Genomic DNA, 25,371 nt, shown 5'->3' on the forward strand with positions numbered 1-25,371 from the left:
GGGAGGGCATTTTATGTCATACAAAACAAGCAATGCAGAAGGTCATGTAGATTTCATCAATACCTATGATTTGGAGCCAATGGCGCAACAAGTTATTCCTAAAGCGGCATTTGGCTATATCGCTAGTGGGGCGGAAGATACTTTTACTTTACGTGAGAATATTCGCGCCTTTAACCACAAACTCATCGTTCCGCATACTCTTTGTGATGTTGAAAATCCAAGTACAGATATTGAATTTGCTGGTGAAAAATTGTCTTCACCAATCATTATGGCGCCTGTTGCGGCTCATAAATTAGCAAATGAACAGGGTGAAGTGGCGACTGCGCGTGGTGTGCATGAGTTTGGGTCCCTCTATACAACTAGCTCTTACTCTACTGTAGACCTTCCAGAAATTACGGAAGCACTTCAAGGGACACCTCATTGGTTCCAATTTTACTTTAGTAAGGATGACGGGATCAACCGCCACATCATGGACCGTGTGAAGGCTGAAGGCTACAAAGCGATTGTCTTGACGGCAGATGCTACTGTAGGGGGCAATCGCGAGGTGGACAAGCGTAATGGTTTTGTCTTCCCAGTTGGCATGCCGATTGTTGAAGAATACCTGCCAGAAGGTGCTGGAAAATCAATGGACTTTGTTTACAAATCAGCTAAACAACGCCTATCTCCACGAGATGTAGAATTTATCGCTGCATACTCTGGACTTCCTGTTTATGTCAAGGGGCCACAATGCCGTGAGGACGTTGAACGTTCGCTTGCTGCAGGAGCTTCTGGTATCTGGGTAACCAACCACGGTGGCCGTCAAATCGACGGTGGACCAGCTGCCTTCGACTCACTTCAAGAAGTAGCAGAAGCAGTTGATAAACGTGTGCCAATCGTTTTTGACTCTGGTGTTCGTCGCGGTCAGCACGTCTTTAAAGCCTTGGCATCAGGAGCAGACTTGGTAGCTATTGGTCGCCCTGTCATCTATGGTTTGGCTCTCGGCGGTAGTGTTGGTGTGCGTCAAGTCTTTGAACACTTGAATACGGAATTGAAGACAGTCATGCAATTGTCTGGAACTCAGACTATTGAGGATGTCAAGCACTTCAAACTTCGTCACAACCCATACAACCCAACCTTCCCAGTTGATCCTCGTGACTTGAAATTGTATTGATAAAACAGATTGCCTCCACTAAGTATGGAGGTTTTTGCTTGTGTTTTAATCACTTTTGTCATAAAGAATCCCAATTTGTAAAATTAAGCTAGACAGAAAAAGCCATCTATGTTAGTTCCTTTCAGATAAACACCACATTTGTCTGAAAGGAACTAACATAAATGACCTATACTCATCTTACTACAAACGAGCTTCTAATGATAGAGACTTACTATCAAGAAAACATAAAAGATTCAGATATTGTGACTTTACTTGGCAGATCAAAACAGACAATCTACAATGTCATCAACTATCTGAGAGAGGGGCACTCTGCTTATGATTACTGTAACCGATATAAAATCAATAAGAAACGCTGTGGCAGGAATAAAATCGGGCTTACGCAATCAGAAAAAGAATTCATCCAAATTTCATTTGGAACAAAGTTGGAGCCTTGATGTCATTAAAAGAACTTATCCAGATAGGGTTTCTTGTTCTATGAGAACTCTCTATCGACTAGTAGACCATGGTATTCTAAAGAAAGAGGATCTCCCTTGGAAAGGCAAAAGAAAACCAAATGGTCATAGCGAAAAACGAGGAAAACAAGCGTTGCGCAGAGATTTACGTGAGAGAGCAGACAGTTATCCTAATTTTAAGACGGAATTCGGTCATCTAGAAGGAGATACAATTGTCGGAGAAAAACACAAAAGTGCAGTCATTACCTTAGTAGAACGCCTCTCAAAATCTATTATCACACTGAAAACCAATGGACGGAAAGCAAGTGATATTGAGGCCTCCATCAATCAATGGTTGTCTCAAGTTCCCAGTCATCTCTTTAAGTCGATAACTTTTGATTGTGGGAAAGAATTTTCTAACTGGAAGTCTATTTCGAATGCGCATGACATTGATATTCTCTTTGCGGATCCAGGATGTCCTGGTCAACGAGGTCTCAATGAACATTCTAATGGCTTATTAAGACGAAATGGACTTCCGAAACAAATGGATTTTACGAATATTTCTCAAAATTATTTATCAGCTATAGCTGATAAAAGAAATCCATAAAAGAAGAGTTTGAATTTTGAACAAAATCGACATACTCTTGAAGTGTATTTCGATTGGTCTTTAATTTACTTGACGCATTTTCTATATAAAAGTAACCACTTTTGCTATCAATCTTTTGGGTGATATCGTCAATATAATTAATGTATTCATCCATCTCCGATGTTGAACGATTATAGTTTAAATGATTATTTTCAATGCCCTGAGCAACCTTCTTGTATCGGTCTCGTTTAGCCTTGATACTATTGTATTGACTTCTTAATGCAGCATCGCTTGACATAAACTACCTTGCCTTTCTTTTATTTGTATTAGTTTACCATAAATACAGAAACATTTACACTACAACCCGGCATTATGGATCTTACATAAACATTTTTACCAGTCAGACAATTTAATTGTTCATTCCATATTTTCAATTGGCTCTGCTACTTCAGGTGATGCTGCTTTCTGCTGGTCTGCTAAATGTAGCTTTTCCAGCACAGCTTCTGCTACCGCTCGTGGTACACCAACTTCGACGATTTGGTCGACACTGGCTTCTTTAATCTTGGTTAGAGATTTGAAGTGTTTCATGAGATTTTGCTTGCGTTTCGGTCCCAAGCCTTCAATACCATCTAGCTGCGATGAAAAGGAATTTTTAGAGCGGAGCTGGCGGTGGAAGGTAATAGCGAAGCGGTGGACCTCATCTTGGATACGCTGAAGTAGGAAAAATTCCTGCGAATTGCGGGATAATTCTACCACTTGCAAAGGATCGCCAAAAAGCAATTCATGAGTCTGGTGCTTGTCATTTTTTTGCAGTCCAGCGATGGGAATATCTAGTCCCAGCTGATCCTGGATAACTTCTTTAGCGATATTCACTTGACCTTGTCCACCATCAATGACAATCAAATCAGGCGGAGTCAGTCCATCCCGAATCACCCGACTGTAGCGTCGCTTGATGACCTCTCGCATACTGGCGTAGTCATCAGGTCCCACCACAGTCTTGATCTTATACTTGCGATAGTCCTTCTTGCTTGGTTTACCATTGACAAAGACCACCATAGCTGATACAGGACTGGTCCCCATGATGTTGGAGTTATCAAAAGACTCGATGCGAACTGGCGTCGGAATGTTGAGGAGCTGCCCTAGATTCTCAATAGCACCTTGAGTCTTTTCAATTGATTTCTCCAAGAGGTCAAACTTCTGCTGGAGACTAACTCGGGCGTTTTTGATAGCCAGATTGACCAGCTGCTTCTTCTCGCCTCGCTGAGGCTTAAGCACCTTGGTATCCACCATGGCTCGGACAGCTTCTTCATCAATATCTGCCGGAATCAAAATTTCATTAGGCTTGAGGTGGGATTTTTCCTGGTAGAACTGGCCGATATAGGTCAAGAAATCCTCGTCCGGATCATTGTAATAGGGAAAAAGGTTGACATCGCGCTCAATTAGCTTGCCCTGGCGGACAAAGAAGACCTGTACGCACATCCAACCCTTATCCACATAGTAGCCAAAGACATCGCGATTCTGCAAATCCTTGGCCATGACCCGCTGCTTGGTGCGCAGCGTGCCAATGGACTGAATCAAGTCGCGGTACTCAGCTGCCTTTTCAAACTCCATAGTTTGCGCTGCGCCAGCCATTTTCCCCCGTAAATCCTCAATAATCTGGTCATCCTGTCCCTTGAGAAAGGCCGCTACCTCCTGGGCTAGTTCCTTGAAATACTGGCTGTCTACCTGGCAAATAGTGTGGGCCTTGCACTGTCCCAGATGGTAGTAAAAGCAGACCTTTTCAGGCGGATTGGTACACTTGCGGAAAGGAAAGAGCCGATCTAAGAGACGCTTGATTTCATTGGCCGCACCGACATCCGGATATGGACCAAAATAAAGCCCACCGTCCTTTTTGACTTGGCGCGTGATGATTAGGCGCGGATAGGTTTCATTGGTGATCTTGATAAAAGGATAGGACTTATCGTCCTTGAGCATGATATTGTACTTAGGCTTGTTTTCCTTAATTAGATTAATCTCAAGAAGCAAAGCCTCAATATTAGACTCGGTGACAATAAACTCAAAATCCTCAATCTCAGAAACCAGAGCCTCCGTCTTGGTATCATGGCTGCCACGGAAATAAGAACGAACTCGATTGCGAAGATTCTTGGCTTTGCCGACATAAATAATAGTACCGTTTTTGTCTTTGTGAATGTAACAGCCGGGACTGGTCGGCAACAGTTCCAGCTTTGATTGGATTAGCTTATTCATAGGTCTATTATAGCAGAAAAGAGGCCGAACCGCCTCTTCTTATTATTGTAACAACAAATCCAACAAGTCTTGATAAGATTGGAGAATGTAGGTTGGTCTAGCTTGTGTTTGGTTAATCAGTCCCTTCGGATTATACCAAGCCGTATCAATTCCTGCATTGTTTCCACCGGCAATGTCAGCAGTCAATGAATCCCCAATCATCAAAGCCTGACTCTTATCAAAAGCTGGTATCTGCTCTGCTATTTTTTCATAAAACAAAGCTTCAGGCTTCTGTGTCCCCATCTGCTCCGAGATGAAAATATGGTTAAAATAGGGTGAAATGTCGGAATGGGCCATACGGCCAGTCTGAATAGCTGTGATGCCATTGGTCGCTCCGTAAATCTCATAATCAGCAGCTGTCAGACTGTCCAAAAGCTCGCTTGCACCAGCGTAGGTTTGTCCTTGCTGAGCAATGTGCTGCTGATAGAGAAGGGCCAACTCAGCGCCATCCTTCTCAATGCCAAAATGAGCAAACAGACGAGAAAAGCGCGTATTGACCAGCTCCAGCTTGGTGATTTTCCCCTGCTCCAAATACCGCCAAAGGCCCTTGTTCATGGGAATATAATAGTCTTTGTAGGTCTGAATTTCCGTTACGCCCTGCTCCTCCAAAAACCGAGTCAAGGCGATGTCTTCTGCCGTATCAAAATCCAGCAGCGTATGGTCAAGGTCGAAAAGTAGAAATTTATATGACAAGGTCGAAATCCTTTCTGCATCTTTAGTAGGTTTATTATACCACAAGCCACAAAAACCAGCCCCTCAAAAATGAAGGGCTGGTTTCTGATATATTTCACCACTGGTATCCAGACTCTCATTTGATAGTTTGGTGGCTCTTGTTTTGATTCAGCTGCATTTCCAAACAGCATCTTCATTTTTCCCACTTTTTCTACTCTTCTTTATAGTGAATACACAAATCTCTAAATTTATAATCTAGTGCTGCAATATCATACAAGACTTCTGACAGTTTTTGGTAATCTTCCTTGATACAAAATAGATGAGCTTGGCCAAACAATTTTGCTACATTTTCTTTTAGTTCAGATCTGACCGTATCGTGGTCTTTTAAGAAGTTGCTCATGTATAGATTTCTGATAGAAGCTAATTTGAAACTAAAGTATTGATGAAGATGCTTTTGTTCTTCATTCAAGCCATTGTCCGCTACCGACTTAGCATATCTTGCTATCACATTCTCCTCGCCGTGCTCATATCGTTGCTTCATCAACATAGATGTTTTCTGATAAATCTCTTTGGAAGTTGGAGATTTGATTTTTTTGAAGTTTCCCCACATGGAGAAAGAACCTCTTTTATAGTCAATGTTTTTAGCTTCCCAAGCATTCGCAAATTCTGACAAACTCATTTTCATACAAGCAAAACCAGCTGGATCATGGAAATAGATAAAGTCATCATCTAGATCATAAACTAAAACAAAATGGTCCACCCCATACAAATGAACATGATTGGGGTTATAAGTGAGATAACCCATGTCCAAAGGGCCAAGAACAAGAGGCCCGCTGAGCAAGAACTTGCTTAAGATTTCTCTGATAGAGAGAAGAACCTCTTTATTAGAGTCCTTTATATAGTATTCATCATATGTAAAACCCAGAATGTTTAAAGAATGGCTGATAGAACTATCTGGCATCCCATTATCAAAGAAAACTAAGGGGTGTTTTTCATCTTCCTTTACAATACTGGCGCCATTTCCCATCACCATAATGGCTTCCAAAAACTCAGGGCGAACATCATAACCATACGAATGCAGTGCCATCGCAAGTGAATACGTATAACAAAGAGAAACGTCCCCAAAATACATCTGCATAGCATCATCCTCCTCTGTAATCAACGCCTAAAAAATGACTTGCAAGCACCATTTTATTTCACCACTGGTATCCAGAGTTCCATTTGATAGTCTGGGGAGTACATGTCGCCTTCGGTGTAGACTTCAAAATCTGGTGCTCCCGAGTGGCGATATCCTGTTTCTGGGAAAAAGACTTCCAAGACATATTTCCAAGCATGGTGAATGCTGGCTGGTATAGCCCCCTTGACTGGTACGATAGCATATTCAGCTTCTGCAATTTCTTTGATTGACAGACCCAGTTCTTCTGCTTTAGCTTTATCCGCCACATCATAAGCGGCCATATAGTTGATGATTTCGCCTTCTTTGACATTCGAGCAGACACCAAAGGATTGGCCACTGCCCAGACTTTCTAGGCTTTCAAAGCTGTGATTGGCATAGAGTTGCTCCCAAGCAGACGGACACTGGCTATTGTCAATAGCTTCCAATAGGACGCCTGCCACGGTAAAAGCAGGTTTCTTTTGAATCTTGATATCCATGTTCTTTCCTCCTGTAATCTTTAAGGATAATTGAAGTCTAGGAAAGACCCGATAAGGTTTTCCATTTCGAACTTCTGAGGGAGTCGCACCATGGAATTTCTTGAAGGCTGCGCTGAAGGCATCCGAAGACTCATAGCCGTATTTCATCGCTATGTCAATGACTTTCTCAGAGCTTTCCTGCAAATCCGTCACAGCCTCTGACAACCTGCGATTGCGTAGGTATTCTGCTAGAGTCATATCTGCTAGGATAGAGAAGAGCCTACTGAAGAGAGCATAAGAATAGCCCGAAAGTTGCTGAAATTGCTGTAAATCCACTTCTGCGTCTAACTTACTTTCCAGGTATTCCATGGTTCGATTGAATTGATGCATCATATTCTTTTTACCTCACAAAAGATACTAAGGCTATTAAAAGCAAAGTGAAAATTGGAAAATTGACGGAGGGGCTCCTGCTCCGAGAAAATTTTATCTTTTTCACATAGCTTTTAGGCCATGTTCAATTCTAACTATAGTCTAGCAGATCTAAGATACTTCCGCCCTAGAATTTTTGTACAAGATTTAGAGGGGGATTTTACAACCTATCCCGCAGCTTCTCCACAAAAAGATAGGCCGCTGGACAAGTCAGGGTATTTTTGATTGTCAGATGATTAATTTGATGAATCTTCTTGCGGTCTGTATGAGGGAACTCGCGGCAAGCCTTAGGACGGACATCGTAGATCGAGCAGAGATTATCTCCACCTAAAAAAGGACAAGGCATAGCCTTGAAGACCTTGTCGCCGTCTTCGTCTACCTGCAGAAATTCCTCTTCAAAAGCCGGCAGCTTCATCTTAAAATACTTGGCAATACGGACAATATCAGCTTCCTTAAAGTCTTACAGCAATTAGCACAGGCTGTACAGTCAATCTCCTCAAAGACCTCATCATGGATTTGCTGGGCAATCTTATCGAGGTTTTTTGGTGGTTTTTTCTTGAGACTGGCTAAAAATTTTCGATGCTCTTTCTGCTTTTGCAAAGCTAGCTGATGGTACTTTTCAAGGTCGATTTCTTGAGTCATATATTTTTCTTTCTGTCTTCAAATTGTTTTTATTATATCATAAAATGAGTTCTCTTAAATCTTATCAAACTCAAAGAATATTAGCTTTTTCAGCTAACAAAAAAATCTGAGAACGAGTCCCAGATTTTCTTCTTTTATAAAATAGGAAAACCATCATCTCATGCTGAGGCTTGATACTTCTTTCGCAGTCCTTGCTGCTAGTCAAATTTCTTCATTTCCTTTGCTTGTATCACTATCATCTCTCAATAAGACCATGATGGCAGAATAAAGTAATTTTCTAGAGGTATAAAATGCTAATAAGTCCTCAAGAGGACAAAAGGTCAACTAAGTAAGGAGAGCCATTGTCTCATCAGATTGCCTTTAGAATTATCCGGTCTATGCTTTTTTAGCCGCCTTACTCCACTGGTACCATCCAACCAAACTGTTAATTAAATAGATCAAATATTTCCCTTGAATCTGAAGACTTTCACCCCACCAGAGGTAAATAGAAAAAATATTGGTCGCTGCCCAGAAAATCCACTGTTCGCGATAAACTGCCGTCATCAGGATTTGCCCTACACCATTTGTCGCATCTGTGATTGAATCACGATAAGGACGATTAGCCCCCACAGACTGATAAATCAAGCCAAAGACCAACCACCAAAGCACACTGAGCGATAGATATTTTGTCCATCCTTTGGCATCTAGCTTACGAGCAACAAACTCTTATATTAAAACTTTCTTCAGACTGGCTAAAAATTTCCAATATTCTTTCTACTTTTGCAGGACTAGTTGGTGGTACTTTTCAAGATTGATTTCTTGAGACATATTTTACTTTCTAAATCTTTTTTCTTTGGTATTTATCATCAACACATCAAAAAAATGAGACAACTCTCAGTCAATCTCATTTTTTCTAAGTCTTTTAAATCTTAGCATTTGAACTTTTTTCGTCAAGACTCCATGTATCCTTCATGTTTTCCAAGAAGTCATTGATAGTTTCTTTGTCACCTTCAATGGACAGTATATAGACTTTGTCATCTTTTTGGAAAACCAATGTATTAGCAAGTTGTCCTGACTTCAAAATGATGTTAAGTTGGAATGCTTCTTGGCCAGATACGGTATTCTTAGTTCCCCACATCTTTTCAAGATTATCTTTTTGACTCCAATTATAAGCTACACGTTGAGCAATCGTTTCTGCATTGAAGGTCTCCCCATCACCTACTTCTGCCTCTTCCTTAGAAATAGCATTCATTGTAACGATATTATAGGCAGAACCATCGGTATATTGAATAAGTCCATCAACCTCCGCATCAATAAATTTAACCCATTTACTTGGGATATCGATATAGCCAAACTCAGGGGAGCCAATACGTTTTCTTTCTTGATAGTCTTTGCTCTTGCTTTCCTTAGAAGAAGAGTCAGAACTATCCTTTTTCACTTGAACACTTGAACTGGTCGAAGAGCTCGTTTGTTCACTTTTTTGCTGAGATTTAGCACAAGACATAAGTGTAAGTGAAGTCAATACAAGGACTGCACCAAGTAAGTACGATCGTTTCATGATTTTTCTCCTTTTTGGAACACGTTAACTAGGAATTAAAGAGATTATTCATCATCCATACTCAAGACACTGAGGAACGCCTCTTGTGGGACTTCGACAGAACCGATAGCTTTCATCCGTTTTTTACCGGCTTTTTGTTTTTCTAGGAGTTTGCGCTTCCGAGAAACGTCACCACCATAACACTTGGCCAAGACATTTTTACGCAAGGCCTTGATGTCTGTCCGAGCCACGATTTTCTGTCCGATAGCGGCCTGAATGGGTACTTCAAACTGCTGACGAGGAATGATTTTCTTGAGCTTGTCAACAATCAGCTTACCACGCTCATAGGCAAATTCCTTGTGAACGATAAAGCTAAGAGCATCAACCTTGTCGCCATTGAGGAGAATATCCATCTTCACCAGCTTGGACGAGCGATACTCAGAGATTTCGTAATCAAAGCTAGCATAGCCACGAGTAGAGGACTTGAGCTTGTCAAAGAAGTCAAAGACGATTTCAGCAAGCGGGATTTGATAGATGACATTGACCCGATTATCGTCGATATAGTCCATGGTCACAAAGTCACCGCGCTTACGCTGAGCCAACTCCATCACTGCTCCGACAAATTCCTGAGGCACCATAATCTGCGCCTTGACATAAGGCTCTTCGATAGAATCAATCTTGGTTGGGTCTGGAAACTCGCTCGGATTGGACACATCAATCGAAGCACCATCTGTCATATTGACCTTATAGATAACAGATGGCGCCGTCATAATCAGATCAATATTAAACTCACGCTCCAAACGCTCCTGAATAACGTCCATGTGCAGCAAGCCCAAGAAGCCACAGCGGAAACCAAATCCTAGCGCTTGTGATGTTTCTGGCTCAAACTGCAAGCTGGCATCGTTTAGCTGGAGCTTTTCAAGAGCCTCACGTAAGTCATTGTATTTATTGGACTCGATAGGATAGAGACCAGCAAAAACCATCGGGTTCATCTGCTTGTAGCCATGCAGAGGTTCTGTAGCTGGATTATCAGCCAAGGTTACAGTATCTCCGACTCGGGTATCCTGTACCGTCTTGATAGAGGCTGCAATATAGCCAACATCCCCTGTCGCTAAGAAATCACGCCCAATAGCCTTAGGTGTAAAGATGCCAACCTCAGTTACGTCAAAGGTCTTGCCATTGCTCATGAGCTGAATGGTATCTCCTGGCTTGACCACACCATCCATCACCCTCACTTGTAGAATTACCCCACGATAGGCGTCATAGACTGAGTCAAAAATCAAGGCCTTGAGTGGCGCTTCAACATTTCCAGTCGGAGCTGGAACTTTCTCCACAATCTGCTCTAGAATATCTTCAATCCCGATACCAGCCTTGGCAGAAGCTAATACGGCTTCGCTAGCATCTAGTCCAATCACATCTTCAATCTCAGCTCGCACCCGTTCTGGATCCGCAGCTGGCAGGTCAATCTTATTGATAACCGGCAGAATTTCCAAATCATTGTCCAGCGCTAGATAGACATTTGCCAAGGTCTGAGCTTCAATCCCCTGAGCTGCATCAACGACCAAAATAGCTCCTTCACAGGCTGCTAACGACCGCGATACTTCATAGGTAAAGTCCACGTGTCCAGGCGTGTCAATGAGGTGGAAGATATAGGTTTCACCATCTTTAGCTGTGTAATTAAGCTCGATAGCATTTAGTTTGATGGTGATACCGCGCTCCCGCTCCAAGTCCATGCTGTCCAAGAGTTGGGCCTGCATTTCCCGGCTGGAAACCGTCTCAGTCGCCTCCAAAATCCGGTCAGCCAAGGTTGATTTCCCGTGGTCGATATGGGCAATGATGGAGAAATTACGGATCTTCTCCTGACGTTTTTTCAAATCTTCTAAATTCATTTTTCTCATCCTTTTAGGGTATTCTATTTATTATAACACAAGACTCGCGATTTTTCCTATAGACTCAGACTTTATCAATAAATTATGCTATACTTATCACAGATTAATATTGGAGATAAATAATGATTAAATTACTTGCACTTGATATGGACGGAACTCTTTTGAATTCTCAAAAAAAGATTAGCCAAGAAAATATCTCTGCCATCCATAAAGCTATAAAGGCTGGTGTGAAACTGGTCCTTTGTACAGGCCGGCCTCCTTTTGGTGTTCGACCATATTACGAACTTTTAGGCCTCGCCCAAGAAGATGAATATGTGATTGTTGACAATGGCTGTGCCATCCACCGAACAAGTGATTGGAAGGTGATAGACTCAGTCGCCTTGGATAAGCAAGATATCCACTACCTCTATAGCTTAACCCAGAATAGCTCCATCCAGCTAACCTTATTTGACGAAGAACACTATTTCGTTGTCGGAGAGACACCAAGCCCTATCGTAGTTCGAGACACAGGCTATGTTTTTACCTCACCCACTGAAATCAGCCTTGAGGAGGCAGTTAGTGGTAAGTATACGATGTTTCAGGCTATGTTCTTAGCTGAAAAAGAGACAGTCGATTTCTTTGAAGAAAAATATGCCTCTGATATCTGCCAGCGTTTTAGTGGTGTACGCTCACAAGATGTGATTTATGAAGTTATGCCAGCAGGTGTCACCAAAGCATTTGCATTAGAAAAATTAGCCCAAAAATTAAATATCAAAGTTGAGGAAATCATGGCTCTTGGAGATGCCAACAATGACCTTGAAATGCTAAAATTTGCAGGTCTAGGTATTGCCATGGGGAATGCCAGCGACTATGTTAAATCACTCGCTGATGACGTCACTGAATCCAATGACGAAAATGGGGTAGCAAAAGCTATTGAAAAATATCTTCTAAACTAAAAAAGTAGGCGAGACCAACCAGTAAGGTAGGTCATCATCTACTTTTTTTCTATGTTCATCTGTAGTTCTTATATCCTTTATATGATTTTTTACTCAAGTTGCCTAAAAAGCCTGAAAGTCGCTTGACGACAGGCTTAGCGTTGGTTACAATATATCTACAATTTATTTCTTGATACTGTTTTCCAGTTATAAGAGAATAATATAACCTTAACCTTTCCAGGAGGAATCTATGAAGAAAATTTCACTCTATAGTTTAACTGCCCTATCATTTATCGTCTTAGCTGCATGCTCTGCGAAATCAACTGAAGAAACATCTTCATCATCTTCTTCAGAAGTTAGTTCATCAGTATCTACTGCCAAAAAAAGCAAATCAGCTGGTACTTCTCAAGAAGATGTTATCAATGAGCTGAAATCAATATTTGATCCAAATGGAAATTCTAAAGATTTTGATATTAAAGTTGAAAAAGATGTAAAAGACGAAGCTTTCCCGAATGGACATACCGTCATTACAGCTTCTATCAAAGGTGATACAGCTGCTGGTACTAAGGAAATGATGGCTGCTTTTGATAATAATACTGCCACAGAAGAAGACAAACAAATCCTGCAAGGTTTCCGTCAGACTATTGCTGACATCGCACAAAAATTACCAGATGACACCACAACCATTGCTTTTCAATATGAGACCAAACCAAATGAATATCGTGTGATTGCTCATTCTGGAAAAACTAAAGATATCATCCCTACAACAGTCAAATAAGCGACTCCTTCTCTTTGCCATCCCTAGTTCAGTGGCAAAGAGTTTTTTATTGACTTACTTTAAACGACATCCCCTTTCCAAGACATCATGCCTCCAGAAACATTCACAACATCATAGCCTTTCTTTTTAAGCTTTTTCGCTGCTAATCTACTACGAACACCTGAGTGACAAATCACATAAAGCTTCTCTTCTTTTGACTGCGAATAGCGATCGATTTGCCCTAAAGGAATATTTAGGGCTCCCCTGATGTGACCTTTGCTATATTCAGACGGGGTTCGAACATCCAGTAGCTTAATATTCGTCTTCAACCTTTTCTCTAATTCTGCTGTTGAAATACTTTCAACTTTTGTAAAAAAATGGAACATATGCCCTCCTAATAATCTTTTTTTCAATTCTATTCAATCATTTCAATACTTTAAAGTCAAGGAAACGGTTTCTCCCACCATCTTACTTATTAAGATACAGTTATCAAAATAAAAAACAGGCTCTCTGATTTCTCAGAAAGCCTTTTGTTTAGTGGTTTTATAACCTTATTTAGCGATTGGGTAAACAGAAACTTGTTTTTTATCGCGTCCCTTGCGTTCAAAGCGAACTACGCCTTCAACTTTTGCAAACAAAGTATCGTCTCCACCGCGGCCAACGTTTACACCTGGATAGATGTGAGTTCCGCGTTGACGGTAAAGGATTGAGCCACCTGTAACAGTTTGACCGTCAGCAGCTTTAGCACCAAGACGTTTCGCTTGTGAGTCACGTCCGTTAGATGTAGAACCTCCACCTTTTTTGTGGGCGAATAATTGCAAGTTAGCAAGATTCATTTTTAACATAATGTTTTTCCTCCGTGTTAGTTTTCTGTGATAACTCTTGTTTGGACGAACTCTGATGAGTTCTCCGATAGGTTTGCCATTCCTAAGAAAAAGGATTCAAAGAAAAGCTGAGTCATTTCTCTCTGGTTCGGTGCAATATCTTTTGGGATTTCAACCCGTAAGAATCCACCTTGATCTTCGTTTAATTCTAAGGTCGGTTCATAGCCCGCAAATTTTTCAATTGAATTGACAAAATTTATGGCAAGCGTCGAAACCGATGCACACACGACATCAAAGCCGTATTCGCCGCTTCCGGCGTGTCCAGTAATCTCTGCACATCTCAGTTCGCCATCCTCAGCTCTCTCAAAGACTGCGTGTATCATGTGTTCTCCTGAAAATTAAGCGTTGATCGCGTTGATGACAACCTTAGTATATGGTTGACGGTGACCTTGTTTACGGTGACTGCCTTTTTTAGGTTTATATTTGAAAGTAACGACTTTCTTTTGTTTACCTTGTTTTTCAACAGTTCCGACAACAGTAGCTCCGGCAACAAGTGGAGTTCCGACAACAGTTTTTTCACCACCAACAAGAACAACTTCGTCAAAAGTAACATCTTGACCAGCTTCAACGTTCAATTTTTCAACGTAGATTGCTTGACCAACTTCAACTTTAACTTGTTTTCCGCCAGTTTTAATGATTGCGTATGTGCTCATTATGCACCTCCTATGATTTTTTTGGGGGTTCCCCCGTATTTTTGTGAAGACTCGCCTAGCATCGTGGGACGAACCACTTTATACTCACTATGTGAGCAACGATGTTCGTGCGGTTGCACAGGAACGTGCATAGTCAACTCTCTAAGTATAGCACTTCTCTTCCCTTTTGACAAGCCTTTTCACCCAATGAAAACGGATTTTCAGGCTTATTAAATTTTTTTAATGAACAAAGATAATCTGTCCTTCTTTATTGACTTCAACATCAATCATTGTCGGTGTCTTTAATTCTGATTTTAAGGTGCGGGCTAGTGTCTGACTTGAGTTTGCGATGTTGACTGTACGCTTCTCCTTTCCTTTAAAGACTGTCAAGGTAATACTAGAGCTACCTGACTTCCTACTTCCAACATAAGTATCTAACTCAGAAAGTAAGACCGTCTTAGTAACTGTTTCTTGATTAGTAAAATAATTGTAGCGCCAAACACCATTGGTCACACGATATCCAGCATAGAAGGGGATTGCAATGAAAATAATGGGGAAGCCAACTATAAGACCTAAAATACCTCTAGCGCGCCCTCTTAAAAATAGATTATCCCAAAAGACTCCGAAAGCCGCTTTCCAAGAACCTGCTTGAACTTTGGTTTTATAGAATCCAAACAAGACTAGACCAAAAATTCCTAGAATCACTAAAAAGTTAATGCTAAGCCCTAATAAATAAGTCCAGCTAGGTTCTCCTCCAATCAAAGCATTATCTTGACCCTTTTCCCAAGAAAATGCTCCAGCAAGTCCTCTCCAAAAATAATACCAATCGCTCATTCATTCTCCTTTTTTCTACTATTTTATTAAAACTTAAATCAAGAGTATTTTACTATTCTATTTATTAATAAATTTATCTTGTAATTATTGATTGGAAGAAGCTTAAAAATAGCGTCGCACTTTATCTTGATAGTCTTGATAAGACTTTCCGAATTTTTCAAAACACCAGCGCTCCTCAGAGAGGATAATCCAATGGGCAGCAGTCTGAAACATAACTAGAATCAGAAAGAAAATCATTGACTTGGTCAAAAAAGCTATTCCCAAAAAACAAATAAAGTAAGCTACATACATGGGATTACGAGAATAGCGATAAAGTCCCTTTGTATTCATGCCGCTTGCATCCGGTCTAGCGAAATCCCTCATACTGATAGCACACAAAGCCAAACCAAGCAAGTAAATAGCCATACCAACATAAAAGAAAACAGAAAAAACAAACTTAATTTTAAGCAAAAAAGGAATGATGAACAAGGCTAGATTGCCCAATTGATAAATCACATATGCTATCTTTTCATTTCCTTGGACTGGTGCAAAATAAGCTGCGCGCGACAAAGCATTTTTGCTGTAATGACTCAATAAAGGAAAGCGAATCAGCAAAAAAGGAATTAAGAGAAAAACAGCAAGCATAAACGTCACCTTCTCTCGCTTTTACAACAGCCCTTCAATCAGCTCGTCAACTTCATCAGTCTCTGCTTGTGGTCTGATCTCAGTAATCATGATGCCTGCAACAGCGCGTTCTACCAAACCTTCAACATCTAAGCGAGCTTCGTACTGCTCTGCATTCTTGATTTTTGGATTGGTTTTGGGCCGATCTGGCGCAAAAATAGTACAGCAGTCTTCAAATGGCTGGATAGAAATTTGGAAAGTATCGATTTTTTCGGCAATCTCAATGATTTCCAGCTTATCCATAGTCACGACAGGACGGATAACCGGTGTATTGGTTACAGCATTGATAGCCTGCATACTCTCGATAGTTTGACTAGCCACCTGACCTAGACTTTCTCCGTTGATAATGACTTGAGCCCCCCGTTCCTCCCGAATCCGGTCAGTAATGCGCATCATAAAGCGACGAGTCAGGGTCATCAGGTAGGCTTCAGGAGCCTTGGCCTTGATTTCCTCTTGAATATCTGTGAAAGGCACTTCGATAAACTGGATATTGCCACCAAACTTGGTCAATTTTCGAGTCAAATCTTGAGCTTTTTTCAGAGCTCCTGGACTTGTGTAAGGCGGACTGGCAAAGTGAACAGCCTCAATATCTACACCACGCTTGAGAGCCAGATAACCAGCCACTGGTGAGTCAATCCCACCCGACAGCATGAGCATGCCTTTTCCTGAAGTACCGACTGGCAGTCCCCCAGCACCACGAATCGTCTCATAGGAGATATAGGCCGCTTCTTCACGAATTTCGACACGCAACTCAATATCCGGCGCTTTCATCTTGACCTGAACATTAGGAATGGCCATAAAAACAGCGTCTCCCAGAGTCTGGTTAAGCTCGCGGCTATCTAACTCAAAGCTGTGATCACTGCGCTTGCTGGTAATCTTAAAGGTCATGCCTTCCTGATAGACTTGCTTCATGATGGTTTGAACAGCTTCAATCAAGGCTGGTACAGACTTTTTAACCCTATAAGATGGAGAGAAATTCTGAATCCCAAAAATCTGCTTGAGTGATTCAGCGACCGGCTGATAGTCTGTTCCATGCAGATAGATATGAGTGCGGTCACGGTCAGCCTTGACATGAACCTGCGGATAGATTGATAAGACTGATTGGATATTGCGTTTGAGTTTGTTGATAAAGCGCATGCGGTTCTTGCCCTTGGTTGAGAGCTCACCGTAGCGTACCATAATTTCTGAATAATGCATTGTTTACCTTATTTTTCTAGTTTTTTCGTAAATGATTTTAAAAGTTGTCAAAAACTGCTCCATCTGGCTCATATCATTATCAAGATCCAAACTGATACGGACAGCAGTTTGAGCCAGAGACTTTTCGACTCCCATAGCGATTAGGGTTCCTGCTGGCTTTCCAGCCTTAGAAGAGCAAGCGCTGGTAGTCGAGATATAAATCTCGTAGTCTTCAAAAGCATGGACGATAACTTCGCCTCGCACTCCCTTGATACCAAAGGTCAGTATATGAGGCGCAAAATCTTCCATGTCTGAGAAAATCACCACATCTGGATACTTCTGCAACTCTTCAAGGAGAATTCTCTTCATCTGTATTGTCTTTTGAGCAAATACTTCTTGCCTTTCCATAGACAATCGCAGAGCCTTGGCTGTCGCTGCAATGCCAGCTAAATTTTCCGTCGTTGAGCGCTTGTCCGACTCCTGACCTCCACCAGTCAAAAGCGGACTGATTTTCTTACCAGACTTGATATAGACAATTCCCACACCCCGAAGACCATGAAATTTATGACTGGAAAATGTCGCAAAATCCACGCGATCCGTCAGATAAGAAGCTGTCGGAATCTTCGTAACAGCCTGTACAGCATCCACATGAAAGGAAATAGTCGGCTTGTCTGCTAGCAGTTCGGATATTTTCTGAATGGGTTGAATACTGCCAATTTCATTATTGACAGCCATGATGGAGATCAGAGTGGTGTCTGGTCGAATTAGCTCTGCTAGCTTGTCTACATCAACAAAACCAGACTTATCCACTGGGGCAAAATCTATTTCAAACCCTTGACTCTGTAGCCAAAGAGCTGATTCTTTAACAGCGGGATGCTCAATGTTAGACACGATGATGTGTTTTCCAAAAGGAACCTTTTCAAAGGCAACTCCTTTAAGCACCCAATTGTCCCCTTCTGTTCCTCCAGACGTAAAAAAAATCTCCGACGAAGACTTGCCCAAAAGCTCTGCAATTTGCCTACGTGAAGCTTCTAAGAGACGGGTTGCCTGACTGCCTAAACTGTGCAGACTGGATGGATTGCCCCAGATTTTAGAAGCAACTTCTGTGTAAGTGGCCAAAGTCTCAGGATAAGGCTTGGTTGTTGCTGAATTATCTAAATAAATCATGTTCTTTCCTCTAAAATTCAATACTCCTATTGTAACACGAAAGAGAAACAGGAACAAGAAAGAAAAAGCCCTAAATTCAAGAAGAATCTAGGGTATGTTTTAAAAGTCGTAAAATTCATGCAGCAGAGCAAAAAGTTCTTGTTGCTGAGCCATCAATATTTGACCGATACTAGTGGATTTAATCAGAGTTCGCTGTTCAACATTTTCAATAACTTTCTTTAAAGAAGTCTGGGCAAAAGGTGCTTCTACTACCTTTTGGGCATTTTGGAAGGGTTGGTGGGTTACCAGTTGAAAACCGTAAGAATTATTCAACAAAGAATATCCTGCTGTTCCAGTCTTTTCTTGATAAGCTTCACACAAACCGCCATCAATGACGAAGAGCAAGCCACCACCACGAATAGGAGACTCTCCCTTGCCTGTCTTGACTGGAGTATGGCCATTGACCATTCTAGACTCCTGGGAAAAGAGGCCGAATTCTTCTAAAATCAACTGACAAATTTTCTCAGAATTACGATAAGAAAAATAAGAATTTTCCACTTCCTTGTGGGTTTCCTTATCCTCGATAAAATAACGTTCTAAAGTGGTCATCTTATCTTTCCCAAATAGAGGGGACAATTTACCTCTCCAACAATACCAAATTAAGTCTGTCGAAAAATCATCGCCGATTTCTTTATTCTTTGCTGCTTGGCGAATATGGTATTCAAAGAAATCCAGCAATTTTCTTCCTACATAATGCGCTTGATGAATCATAAGAGGTTGAAACTCTCCAGAAGGTTCAAGAGGAATACAGCCATGAAAGAGCAAATGTTGGTTGTAAATCTTATACATTGAACCCTTTTTCATGAGCAGGTTGATATGTTCAGCCAGCTTGAGAGATCCTTGAAAGGAAGCCAACATACTGTCAACTGCTTGCGCTTCTTCTGGACTTAATTCTGATGGATTTGTTGGATCAATAGTTTGAAAACAAGTATTAATCAAAGGATGTTTTTTATCATCGATCGTCAGACATTCTTCCCAGTAATCAATTTTATCCAAGGTAACCTGGTCCTCCATCTGGAACTCAGGGCGTCTTTTTATTAATTGACTTTCTAGCTTAAACTGTATTATGGTAAGAGCTTGATGAACCTTTTCCAACTGTAAAATTTCTTCAGCAGTGAAATCGACTTCTCTATGTCCCAGAATAGGCCTAAACTTAGGATTGGTCTTATAGGTTCTATCCGCAAATAGTGTTAAGGCTCGAAGATTTAAGCCATAAGCCTTTTCGATATCCCACAGATAACCATAGCGTGCTGCGATACGCAAGGCATTGAGCATACAGGCTTTAGAACCGAAAAAGCCTCCCATCCAAATAATATCGTGATTTCCCCACTGAATGTCTAAAGAATGAAAATGCAAGAGTTCATCCATGACTTGAGGACTACCAGCCCCTCTATCAAAAATATCTCCCACTACATGCAAGTGGTCAATCAATAAGCGACGGATACTGCCAGATATCCCCAGAATAAAAGGAACAGCTTCGCGTAGCTCAATGACATAAGACAGAATATTTTCGAAGTAAGATTTTTTATCCGCTAAAGCAGTATCACTATAAACCAATTCTTCAATGATATAGGCATATTGAGGTGGCAAGGCCTTTCTTAGCTTGGAGCGACTGTACTTGGCTGCTGCAAAGGCCAGTAAGCTTAACAGCTGAGGGATGGTGTCCTTATACCAGTCTCTGCTTTTATTACCTTCTTTCAAGACAAGTTCTGGATAGGAAACCAAAGCTGATAGTCTGTTTTTATCATCTTGTGATAAAGAATCCCCGAAGCAATCCTTAATTTTTTCATTGAGAATACCAGCACAGCTTCTTAAAATATAGTCAAAAGCCTCGAATTCTCCATGAATATCACTGATGTAAAGCTCTGTCCCTTTAGGAAGGTTTAAAATTGCTTCAAGGTTGGTTAGTTCTGTAATAACCTTTTGCCGAGAGTCAAATTCTTTCAGTAAAATACGCTTATATTGCTCCATATCTGCCCTCCAACGCTCTAACCTATTTATGAAAAACAGTTAACTCTTCATTCGCTTAGTTCAGTTTCTTTAAATGCTCTTCGATCAAGAAAGCTGTCTCTTCAATTGATTTATCTGACATATTAATGATCTGAGCTCCATATTTTTTAAATACGGTTTTAGAATAGTCCAATTCCTGATAAATTTTTTCCAGATCTGTATAGCTGGTTTCCTGGGTCAAGCCTAAAGAGTCGAGACGGTGACTACGAATTTTCGCTAATTTTTCTGGCTCACAAACAAGACCAATTAAACGTCGAGAATCAACTTTTTCCAAAACCTGAGGCAGAGGAACTTCTGGGATTAAAGGAAGATTTGAAACCTTATATCCTTTATTAGCTAAGTAAATGCTAAGAGGTGTTTTCGAAGTACGGGAAACACCCAATAGGACTATATCTGAATCTAAAAATCCTTGTGGCGCTTTACCGTCATCATACTTGACCGCAAATTCAATAGCTGAAATTTTATTAAAGTATTCGCTATCTAAACGATGAAGAGTCCCAGGGACTTCAATCGGGTCAGTACCCGTCTTTTCCTTGATAATTTCAAAAAAAGGATGCATCAAATCCAAATAGGACAGACCATGAGCCTGACTAAACTCTCTAGCTACAGAGGCTAGCTTGCCATCAACCAAGGTACTAATTACTAGGGCATCATCCTTGATAGCGTCACGTAAAATATCTAACAGTTCCTCCTCCTTGTTAATAAAAGGAAAACGATAGCTGTTATTAAAAATAATATCTGGATATTGTGCCGTAACTGCTGACAGCAACTTTTGGGAAGTCCCACCTAATGAATCTGAAACACTATAAACAATCATTTCTTTTTTCATATTTATTCCTCTTCTCTATTCACCTCAGCGCTTCGAGCTTGCTGAATAATATAATCCAACAAGGCTGACTTGGTCACGCTTCCTAAAATTTTACGCTCATTCTCCTCGTCCACTATTGGCAATGAATCTATAGCATAATCTTGAAGGAGGGCAGCTGCTTCTAAAATATTCATATTCTTGTGGCATGTTTTAATATGGGGCATCCTGGTCATACAAACTGCTACAGGTGTACTATTAATATTAGAATTGAGTGAAGCCCTCAGAAGATCTTTACGTGACATAATTCCAAGGAGGAGCTTTTCTTCGTCGATGACATAGAGAACATCTGCATCATACATAAAAAGAGTAATAATAGCATCCTGAATATAAGAATCATGGCTTACCAAGACCGGAGAAGTCATAATCTCTGCTACTTCTTTTCGAAAAGTATCAAAAAAGAATAATGTTTCTAGATCAGTGCCAGAATACGTGTAACCAACTTTCGGAGTGGCCTTTAAGATTCCAACCAAGGTTAGAAAGGAAAGATCTGACCGTAATGTCGCCCGAGAAATATCCAGTAGCTCCGATATTTTCTCACCGCTCAAAGGCTGCTGAACTTTAACAATTTCTACAATTTTCTTTTGTCGTTCGCTTAATTTCAATTAACATAAAACCTTTCTGCATTCTATAAGTGATAAAAATAAATATTAAAAGAATAATTGGCTATCCTCAGCATATTTAAATTAAATTCCTTTATATATTCATCATTTTTGTTACACATTATATCAAAAAAATTAAATATGTCAACAAAAAACCTGCACGTTTTTTATTTGACAAGTATATATGATGTATATTACAATGTACTTGTCTTTTAATATGACACATATTAAATCAATTTGGAGGCAGATATGACAAAATGGATTTATTCCTTCGAGGAAGGAAGTGCGAATGACAAAGCTCTCCTTGGTGGAAAAGGAGCCAATTTAGCAGAGATGAGCAATTTGGGATTGCCTGTTCCTCCAGGTTTTACCATTACTACAGAAAGCTGCATCAGGTTTCTCGAAAATTCCGATTTCTTTGATTCCTCTTTAAAAGATCATGTTTTGAAAGCGATTACCCTTCTTGAGAGGAAAACGAATAAGTCTTTCAATGGAGAGAACTCTGACTTGCTTTTAGTCTCCGTTCGTAGCGGTGCAAAATTCTCCATGCCAGGAATGATGGATACCATTTTGAATCTTGGGCTCAATGATCATCGGACACAAATATTAGCCGAACAGACTAATCCTGACTTTGCCTACAACTGTTACCGACGTCTTCTTCAAATGTTTGCAGACGTTGTATATGGTATTCCTAAAGAACTTTTTGATACTTTATTAGAAAACTTTGAAAAGAACCAGAATAAAAGCCTTAAAGAATTGTCAATTGCTGAGCACCAAGACCTGGTTAAGAAATATAAAGAAATCTACCATCAAGAAAATAAGAATTTTCCAGAAAATCCGATAGACCAGCTTTACGCTGCTATTCAAGCTGTTTTTAAGTCCTGGAATAATAATCGTGCTAAAATTTACCGTGATTTAAATCATATTTCTCATGATTTGGGAACAGCTGTAAACGTTCAAGCCATGGTTTTTGGAAATAGTGATCAAAACAGTGGAACTGGAGTCTGTTTTACTAGGAACCCTGCTAGCGGTGAAGCTGTATTATTCGGTGAATTTTTACTGAATGCCCAAGGAGAAGATGTGGTCGCTGGCATACGGACTCCAGAACCTATAGCTGCATTAGAAAAAGCTCAACCCCAAGCCTATGAAGCCTTTAAAGACTATGCAAGCATTCTTGAAAACCACTATAAAGACATGCAGGACATTGAATTTACTATTGAGAAAGGGAAGCTTTATATCTTACAAACTAGAAATGGTAAACGGACTGCCAAAGCCTCATTAAAAATTGCGTTAGATTTAGTAGATCAAGGTATTATCAGTAAAAATGATGCCCTCTTAAGAGTATCTCCTACGTCTATTAGTCAGCTCATTCATCCTATCTTTGAAGATACAGCATTACAAAAAGCTTCTTTCATAGCTCAAGGTTTGCCAGCTAGTCCTGGAGCTGCTACTGGTGAAATAGTCTTTACAGCTGATCGAGCTAAAGAACTAAATGATTTAGGAAGAAAAGTCATTTTAGTCAGACAGGAAACTTCTCCTGAAGATATTGAAGGAATGGTGGTCAGCCAAGCTATTGTAACCAGTCAAGGTGGTATGACCTCTCATGCAGCCGTTGTCGCTAGAGGAATGGGAACCTGCTGTGTCGCTGGCTGTGGAGAACTAAGCATTCGCGAGGAAAGCAAGACACTTTCATGTGGAAGTCTTACCCTTACTGAAGGAGATATCATTTCTGTTGATGGTAGTTCAGGTTGCATTTATAGCGGAGAAATCCCAACTGTCCTAGTTGAAAATAATCAGGACCTCCAGCGTCTGCTTTCTTGGGCTGATGAAGTTGCTCGTCTGAAGGTTCGAGCAAATGCCGAGACTGTCAAAGATTTGGAAACAGCTATGAAATTTGGTGCTCAAGGGGTTGGACTGGCCCGTACTGAACATATGTTTTTTGGTCAAGACCGGATCCTAGAAATGCGTCGCCTCATTCTCGCTGACAACGAGGAGGAGATTAAGATAGCCCTCAAGCTACTTTTACATTTCCAAGAAGAAGACTTCTACCAAATGTTCCAAGCAGTTCAGGATAAACCGATGATTATTCGCCTTTTAGATCCACCAATGCATGAATTTTTGCCTAAGGATCCTCAGGAAATCAAGCTTTTAGCCGAAAAATTGCACAAGTCACCAGAAAAGTTAGCCCGTCAAATCGAGAACTTGCAGGAAAGCAACCCTATGTTAGGTCATCGGGGATGCCGTCTTGGAATTACCCAGCCAGAAATTTACAAAATGCAAGCCGAGGCTATTTTTAGAAGTGCCATTAGACTGCATCAAGAAGGACTTAAAATCAATCCAAAAATTATGATCCCTTTGATAGCGGATAAAAAAGAACTGGACTTTGTTAAATCATATCTAAATGAACATATCCAGTGTCTCTTCAATGAGTATGAACAAAAGCCCTTCCCATATGAAATTGGTACTATGATTGAATTACCACGCGCTTGTCTAACCGCAGATAAGCTGGCTCAGGAAGCTGATTTCTTTAGTTTTGGAACCAACGACTTGACTCAAATGACCTTTGGTTTCTCTCGGGATGATATAGGAAAATTTATTGGCCATTATAAAAAGAAGGGCATTCTCTCATCCGATCCATTCCAAAATATTGATAAGGATGGTGTTGGTGAGTTAATGAGAATTGCGGTCAGCAAGGCTCGCCAAGTAAAACCAAATTTATCCATCGGTATTTGTGGTGAGGTTGGTGGAGATCCTACTTCTATTTCTTTCTTCCAGGATATCGAGGTTACCTACGTTTCCTGTTCGCCTTATAGGGTCCCTGCAGCTAGACTTGCCGTTGCGCAAGCTGTTCTCCAAGAGGGAAAAAATTAAAATTCTTTATCGATATTTAAAAGAGGCTGGGACAAAGAATTCCCAGCCTTACTTTATGATAAAAGCCACGTTTCTCTAAGCAGGATTTCTTTTATTATTTTGAAAGTTTACCCAGACATCTCTTATCATCAAACTTCTTGTCTAGAGAAAAAAACTACTGACTGCGTTTTCAAATACAAAATTTTTATTTTTTTAAGACATTTTAAAATAAAAGACGTATAATGGAAAATATGAAATGAACTTGAATTCATATTTAGTTTTTGCAAAGGAGTTTGAAAAACATTATGACCAACTATTCTCGTCAAAATAAGAAAACAAATAAAGATAATCAGGAAGCTGGAAAAGCTGGGCGCCATATCAAAAAAGGCCTATCTGCTTTTCAGAAAACCTTAACCTTGATCGGTAGTGTGCTGGGTATTATCACAGCGACTATTACTATTATGAATGCAATGAAGTCCAATGAACAAAAGAAATCAGATACCAGTTCTTCTGCTCAAACGACTACTATCATCAAGGAAGTCGAAAAAGAGACGACTACTGCATCTACTTCTGAGGCCACTGAGACCTCCACACAAGAGAGTTCAGTTGCAACTAGTACGGAGACTAGTTCAAGTTCTTCAAGTAATGACACCACTTCTTCTAGCCAGGCTGAGACAAGTGCTAGTAGCAGCGAGCAGGAAAATCAACAATAAAATGAGCCAGAACATCTGTTCCAGCTCATTTT

At 40.5% G+C, this 25,371-nt stretch carries 23 protein-coding genes, 3 pseudogenes and 1 other annotated feature; of the genes and pseudogenes, 6 read left to right on the plus strand and 20 right to left on the minus strand.

Annotated elements, in window-relative coordinates; translation table 11 throughout:
- Positions 1–13 precede the first annotated feature (13 nt).
- Together lctO and O3640_RS04845 are read left to right on the plus strand one after the other, a co-directional pair.
- Positions 14–1,150: an L-lactate oxidase gene (gene lctO, locus O3640_RS04840; RefSeq protein WP_008808955.1), complete on the plus strand. Its 1,137-nt coding sequence runs from the start codon at positions 14–16 to the stop codon at positions 1,148–1,150.
- Positions 1,151–1,311: 161 nt separating this feature from the next.
- Positions 1,312–2,188, plus strand: a pseudogene (locus tag O3640_RS04845) (IS30 family transposase).
- Here O3640_RS04845 and O3640_RS04850 read toward each other — a convergent pair.
- The 9 genes and pseudogenes from O3640_RS04850 to lepA all read right to left on the minus strand — a co-directional run bounded on the left by O3640_RS04850 (position 2,163) and on the right by lepA (position 11,233).
- Positions 2,163–2,465: a hypothetical protein gene (locus O3640_RS04850; RefSeq protein ID WP_125366982.1), complete on the minus strand. Its 303-nt coding sequence runs from the start codon at positions 2,463–2,465 to the stop codon at positions 2,163–2,165. The pseudogene O3640_RS04845 and the gene O3640_RS04850 sit on opposite strands and share 26 nt — an antisense overlap.
- 119 nt (positions 2,466–2,584) lie before the next feature.
- Positions 2,585–4,414 (minus strand): excinuclease ABC subunit UvrC, encoded by a 1,830-nt coding sequence (uvrC, locus tag O3640_RS04855; RefSeq protein WP_125366981.1) that lies wholly within the window; start codon positions 4,412–4,414, stop codon positions 2,585–2,587.
- 42 nt (positions 4,415–4,456) lie between these two features.
- Positions 4,457–5,146 carry a YjjG family noncanonical pyrimidine nucleotidase gene (locus O3640_RS04860; protein ID WP_125366980.1) on the minus strand — a complete coding sequence of 230 codons (690 nt, stop codon included), beginning with the start codon at positions 5,144–5,146 and terminating at the stop codon, positions 4,457–4,459.
- A 190-nt stretch (positions 5,147–5,336) separates the two neighbouring features.
- Positions 5,337–6,263 (minus strand): DNA repair protein RadC, encoded by a 927-nt coding sequence (locus tag O3640_RS04865; protein ID WP_061600776.1) that lies wholly within the window; start codon positions 6,261–6,263, stop codon positions 5,337–5,339.
- Between the two features lie 53 nt (positions 6,264–6,316).
- Entirely contained in the window at positions 6,317–7,150 is an 834-nt protein-coding gene (locus O3640_RS04870; protein WP_125366979.1) for an AraC family transcriptional regulator, read from the minus strand.
- 196 nt (positions 7,151–7,346) lie between these two features.
- Positions 7,347–7,828 (minus strand): annotated as a pseudogene (locus tag O3640_RS04875) (YkgJ family cysteine cluster protein).
- Positions 7,829–8,203: 375 nt separating this feature from the next.
- Positions 8,204–8,533, minus strand: a pseudogene (pnuC, locus tag O3640_RS04880) (nicotinamide riboside transporter PnuC); the annotation flags it as partial.
- 196 nt (positions 8,534–8,729) lie between these two features.
- Entirely contained in the window at positions 8,730–9,365 is a 636-nt protein-coding gene (locus O3640_RS04885; protein ID WP_061600053.1) for a hypothetical protein, read from the minus strand.
- A 44-nt stretch (positions 9,366–9,409) separates the two neighbouring features.
- Positions 9,410–11,233 carry a translation elongation factor 4 gene (lepA, locus tag O3640_RS04890; protein ID WP_061600055.1) on the minus strand — a complete coding sequence of 608 codons (1,824 nt, stop codon included), beginning with the start codon at positions 11,231–11,233 and terminating at the stop codon, positions 9,410–9,412.
- Between the two features lie 122 nt (positions 11,234–11,355).
- Between lepA and O3640_RS04895 the strand changes: the two genes are divergently transcribed.
- Both O3640_RS04895 and O3640_RS04900 read left to right on the plus strand, forming a co-directional pair.
- Positions 11,356–12,168, plus strand: a complete 813-nt coding sequence (locus tag O3640_RS04895; RefSeq protein ID WP_061600057.1) for a Cof-type HAD-IIB family hydrolase — start codon at positions 11,356–11,358, stop codon at positions 12,166–12,168.
- 229 nt (positions 12,169–12,397) lie between these two features.
- Positions 12,398–12,925: a hypothetical protein gene (locus tag O3640_RS04900; RefSeq protein WP_061600059.1), complete on the plus strand. Its 528-nt coding sequence runs from the start codon at positions 12,398–12,400 to the stop codon at positions 12,923–12,925.
- Between the two features lie 59 nt (positions 12,926–12,984).
- Here O3640_RS04900 and O3640_RS04905 read toward each other — a convergent pair whose 3' ends face one another.
- The 11 genes from O3640_RS04905 to O3640_RS04955 form a co-directional block, all read right to left on the minus strand.
- Complete coding sequence (locus tag O3640_RS04905; RefSeq protein WP_012000278.1) at positions 12,985–13,290, minus strand: rhodanese-like domain-containing protein; 306 nt, start codon at positions 13,288–13,290, stop codon at positions 12,985–12,987.
- Positions 13,291–13,455: 165 nt separating this feature from the next.
- Positions 13,456–13,749, minus strand: coding sequence for a 50S ribosomal protein L27 (gene rpmA / locus O3640_RS04910; protein WP_003032879.1), 294 nt, complete (start codon positions 13,747–13,749; stop codon positions 13,456–13,458).
- 17 nt (positions 13,750–13,766) lie between these two features.
- The gene (locus O3640_RS04915; protein ID WP_012000277.1) at positions 13,767–14,111 is read right to left on the minus strand and encodes a ribosomal-processing cysteine protease Prp; all 345 of its coding nucleotides are present in this window, start codon (positions 14,109–14,111) and stop codon (positions 13,767–13,769) included.
- 15 nt (positions 14,112–14,126) lie between these two features.
- The gene (gene rplU, locus O3640_RS04920) at positions 14,127–14,441 is read right to left on the minus strand and encodes a 50S ribosomal protein L21 (protein WP_009754237.1); all 315 of its coding nucleotides are present in this window, start codon (positions 14,439–14,441) and stop codon (positions 14,127–14,129) included.
- Between the two features lie 37 nt (positions 14,442–14,478).
- Positions 14,479–14,566 (minus strand) — a sequence feature (ribosomal protein L21 leader region).
- 94 nt (positions 14,567–14,660) lie between these two features.
- Positions 14,661–15,254, minus strand: a complete 594-nt coding sequence (locus O3640_RS04925; protein WP_048775113.1) for a hypothetical protein — start codon at positions 15,252–15,254, stop codon at positions 14,661–14,663.
- A 102-nt stretch (positions 15,255–15,356) separates the two neighbouring features.
- On the minus strand, positions 15,357–15,878 hold the full coding sequence (locus O3640_RS04930) for an isoprenylcysteine carboxylmethyltransferase family protein (RefSeq protein WP_048775111.1): 522 nt from the start codon (positions 15,876–15,878) through the stop codon (positions 15,357–15,359).
- Between the two features lie 21 nt (positions 15,879–15,899).
- Positions 15,900–17,114 (minus strand): tRNA uracil 4-sulfurtransferase ThiI, encoded by a 1,215-nt coding sequence (gene thiI, locus O3640_RS04935; protein WP_012000274.1) that lies wholly within the window; start codon positions 17,112–17,114, stop codon positions 15,900–15,902.
- Between the two features lie 3 nt (positions 17,115–17,117).
- The gene (locus tag O3640_RS04940; protein WP_012000273.1) at positions 17,118–18,260 is read right to left on the minus strand and encodes a cysteine desulfurase family protein; all 1,143 of its coding nucleotides are present in this window, start codon (positions 18,258–18,260) and stop codon (positions 17,118–17,120) included.
- Between the two features lie 99 nt (positions 18,261–18,359).
- Positions 18,360–20,270 (minus strand): fructose-1,6-bisphosphatase, encoded by a 1,911-nt coding sequence (locus O3640_RS04945; RefSeq protein WP_012000272.1) that lies wholly within the window; start codon positions 20,268–20,270, stop codon positions 18,360–18,362.
- Positions 20,271–20,325: 55 nt separating this feature from the next.
- A complete protein-coding gene (locus O3640_RS04950) occupies positions 20,326–21,138 on the minus strand; it encodes a pyruvate, water dikinase regulatory protein (RefSeq protein ID WP_012000271.1) in 813 nt (270 codons plus the stop codon).
- A gap of 2 nt (positions 21,139–21,140) precedes the next feature.
- Positions 21,141–21,779 carry a CBS domain-containing protein gene (locus tag O3640_RS04955; RefSeq protein ID WP_012000270.1) on the minus strand — a complete coding sequence of 213 codons (639 nt, stop codon included), beginning with the start codon at positions 21,777–21,779 and terminating at the stop codon, positions 21,141–21,143.
- 246 nt (positions 21,780–22,025) lie between these two features.
- Between O3640_RS04955 and ppdK the strand changes: the two genes are divergently transcribed.
- Positions 22,026–24,647 (plus strand): pyruvate, phosphate dikinase, encoded by a 2,622-nt coding sequence (gene ppdK / locus O3640_RS04960; protein WP_125375800.1) that lies wholly within the window; start codon positions 22,026–22,028, stop codon positions 24,645–24,647.
- 284 nt (positions 24,648–24,931) lie between these two features.
- Positions 24,932–25,339, plus strand: a complete 408-nt coding sequence (locus O3640_RS04965) for a DUF6556 family protein (RefSeq protein ID WP_125366976.1) — start codon at positions 24,932–24,934, stop codon at positions 25,337–25,339.
- Positions 25,340–25,371: the final 32 nt, after the last annotated feature.

Source organism: Streptococcus sp. 27098_8_75 (assembly GCF_041432475.1).
Taxonomy (GTDB): Bacteria; Bacillota; Bacilli; order Lactobacillales; family Streptococcaceae; genus Streptococcus; species Streptococcus gordonii.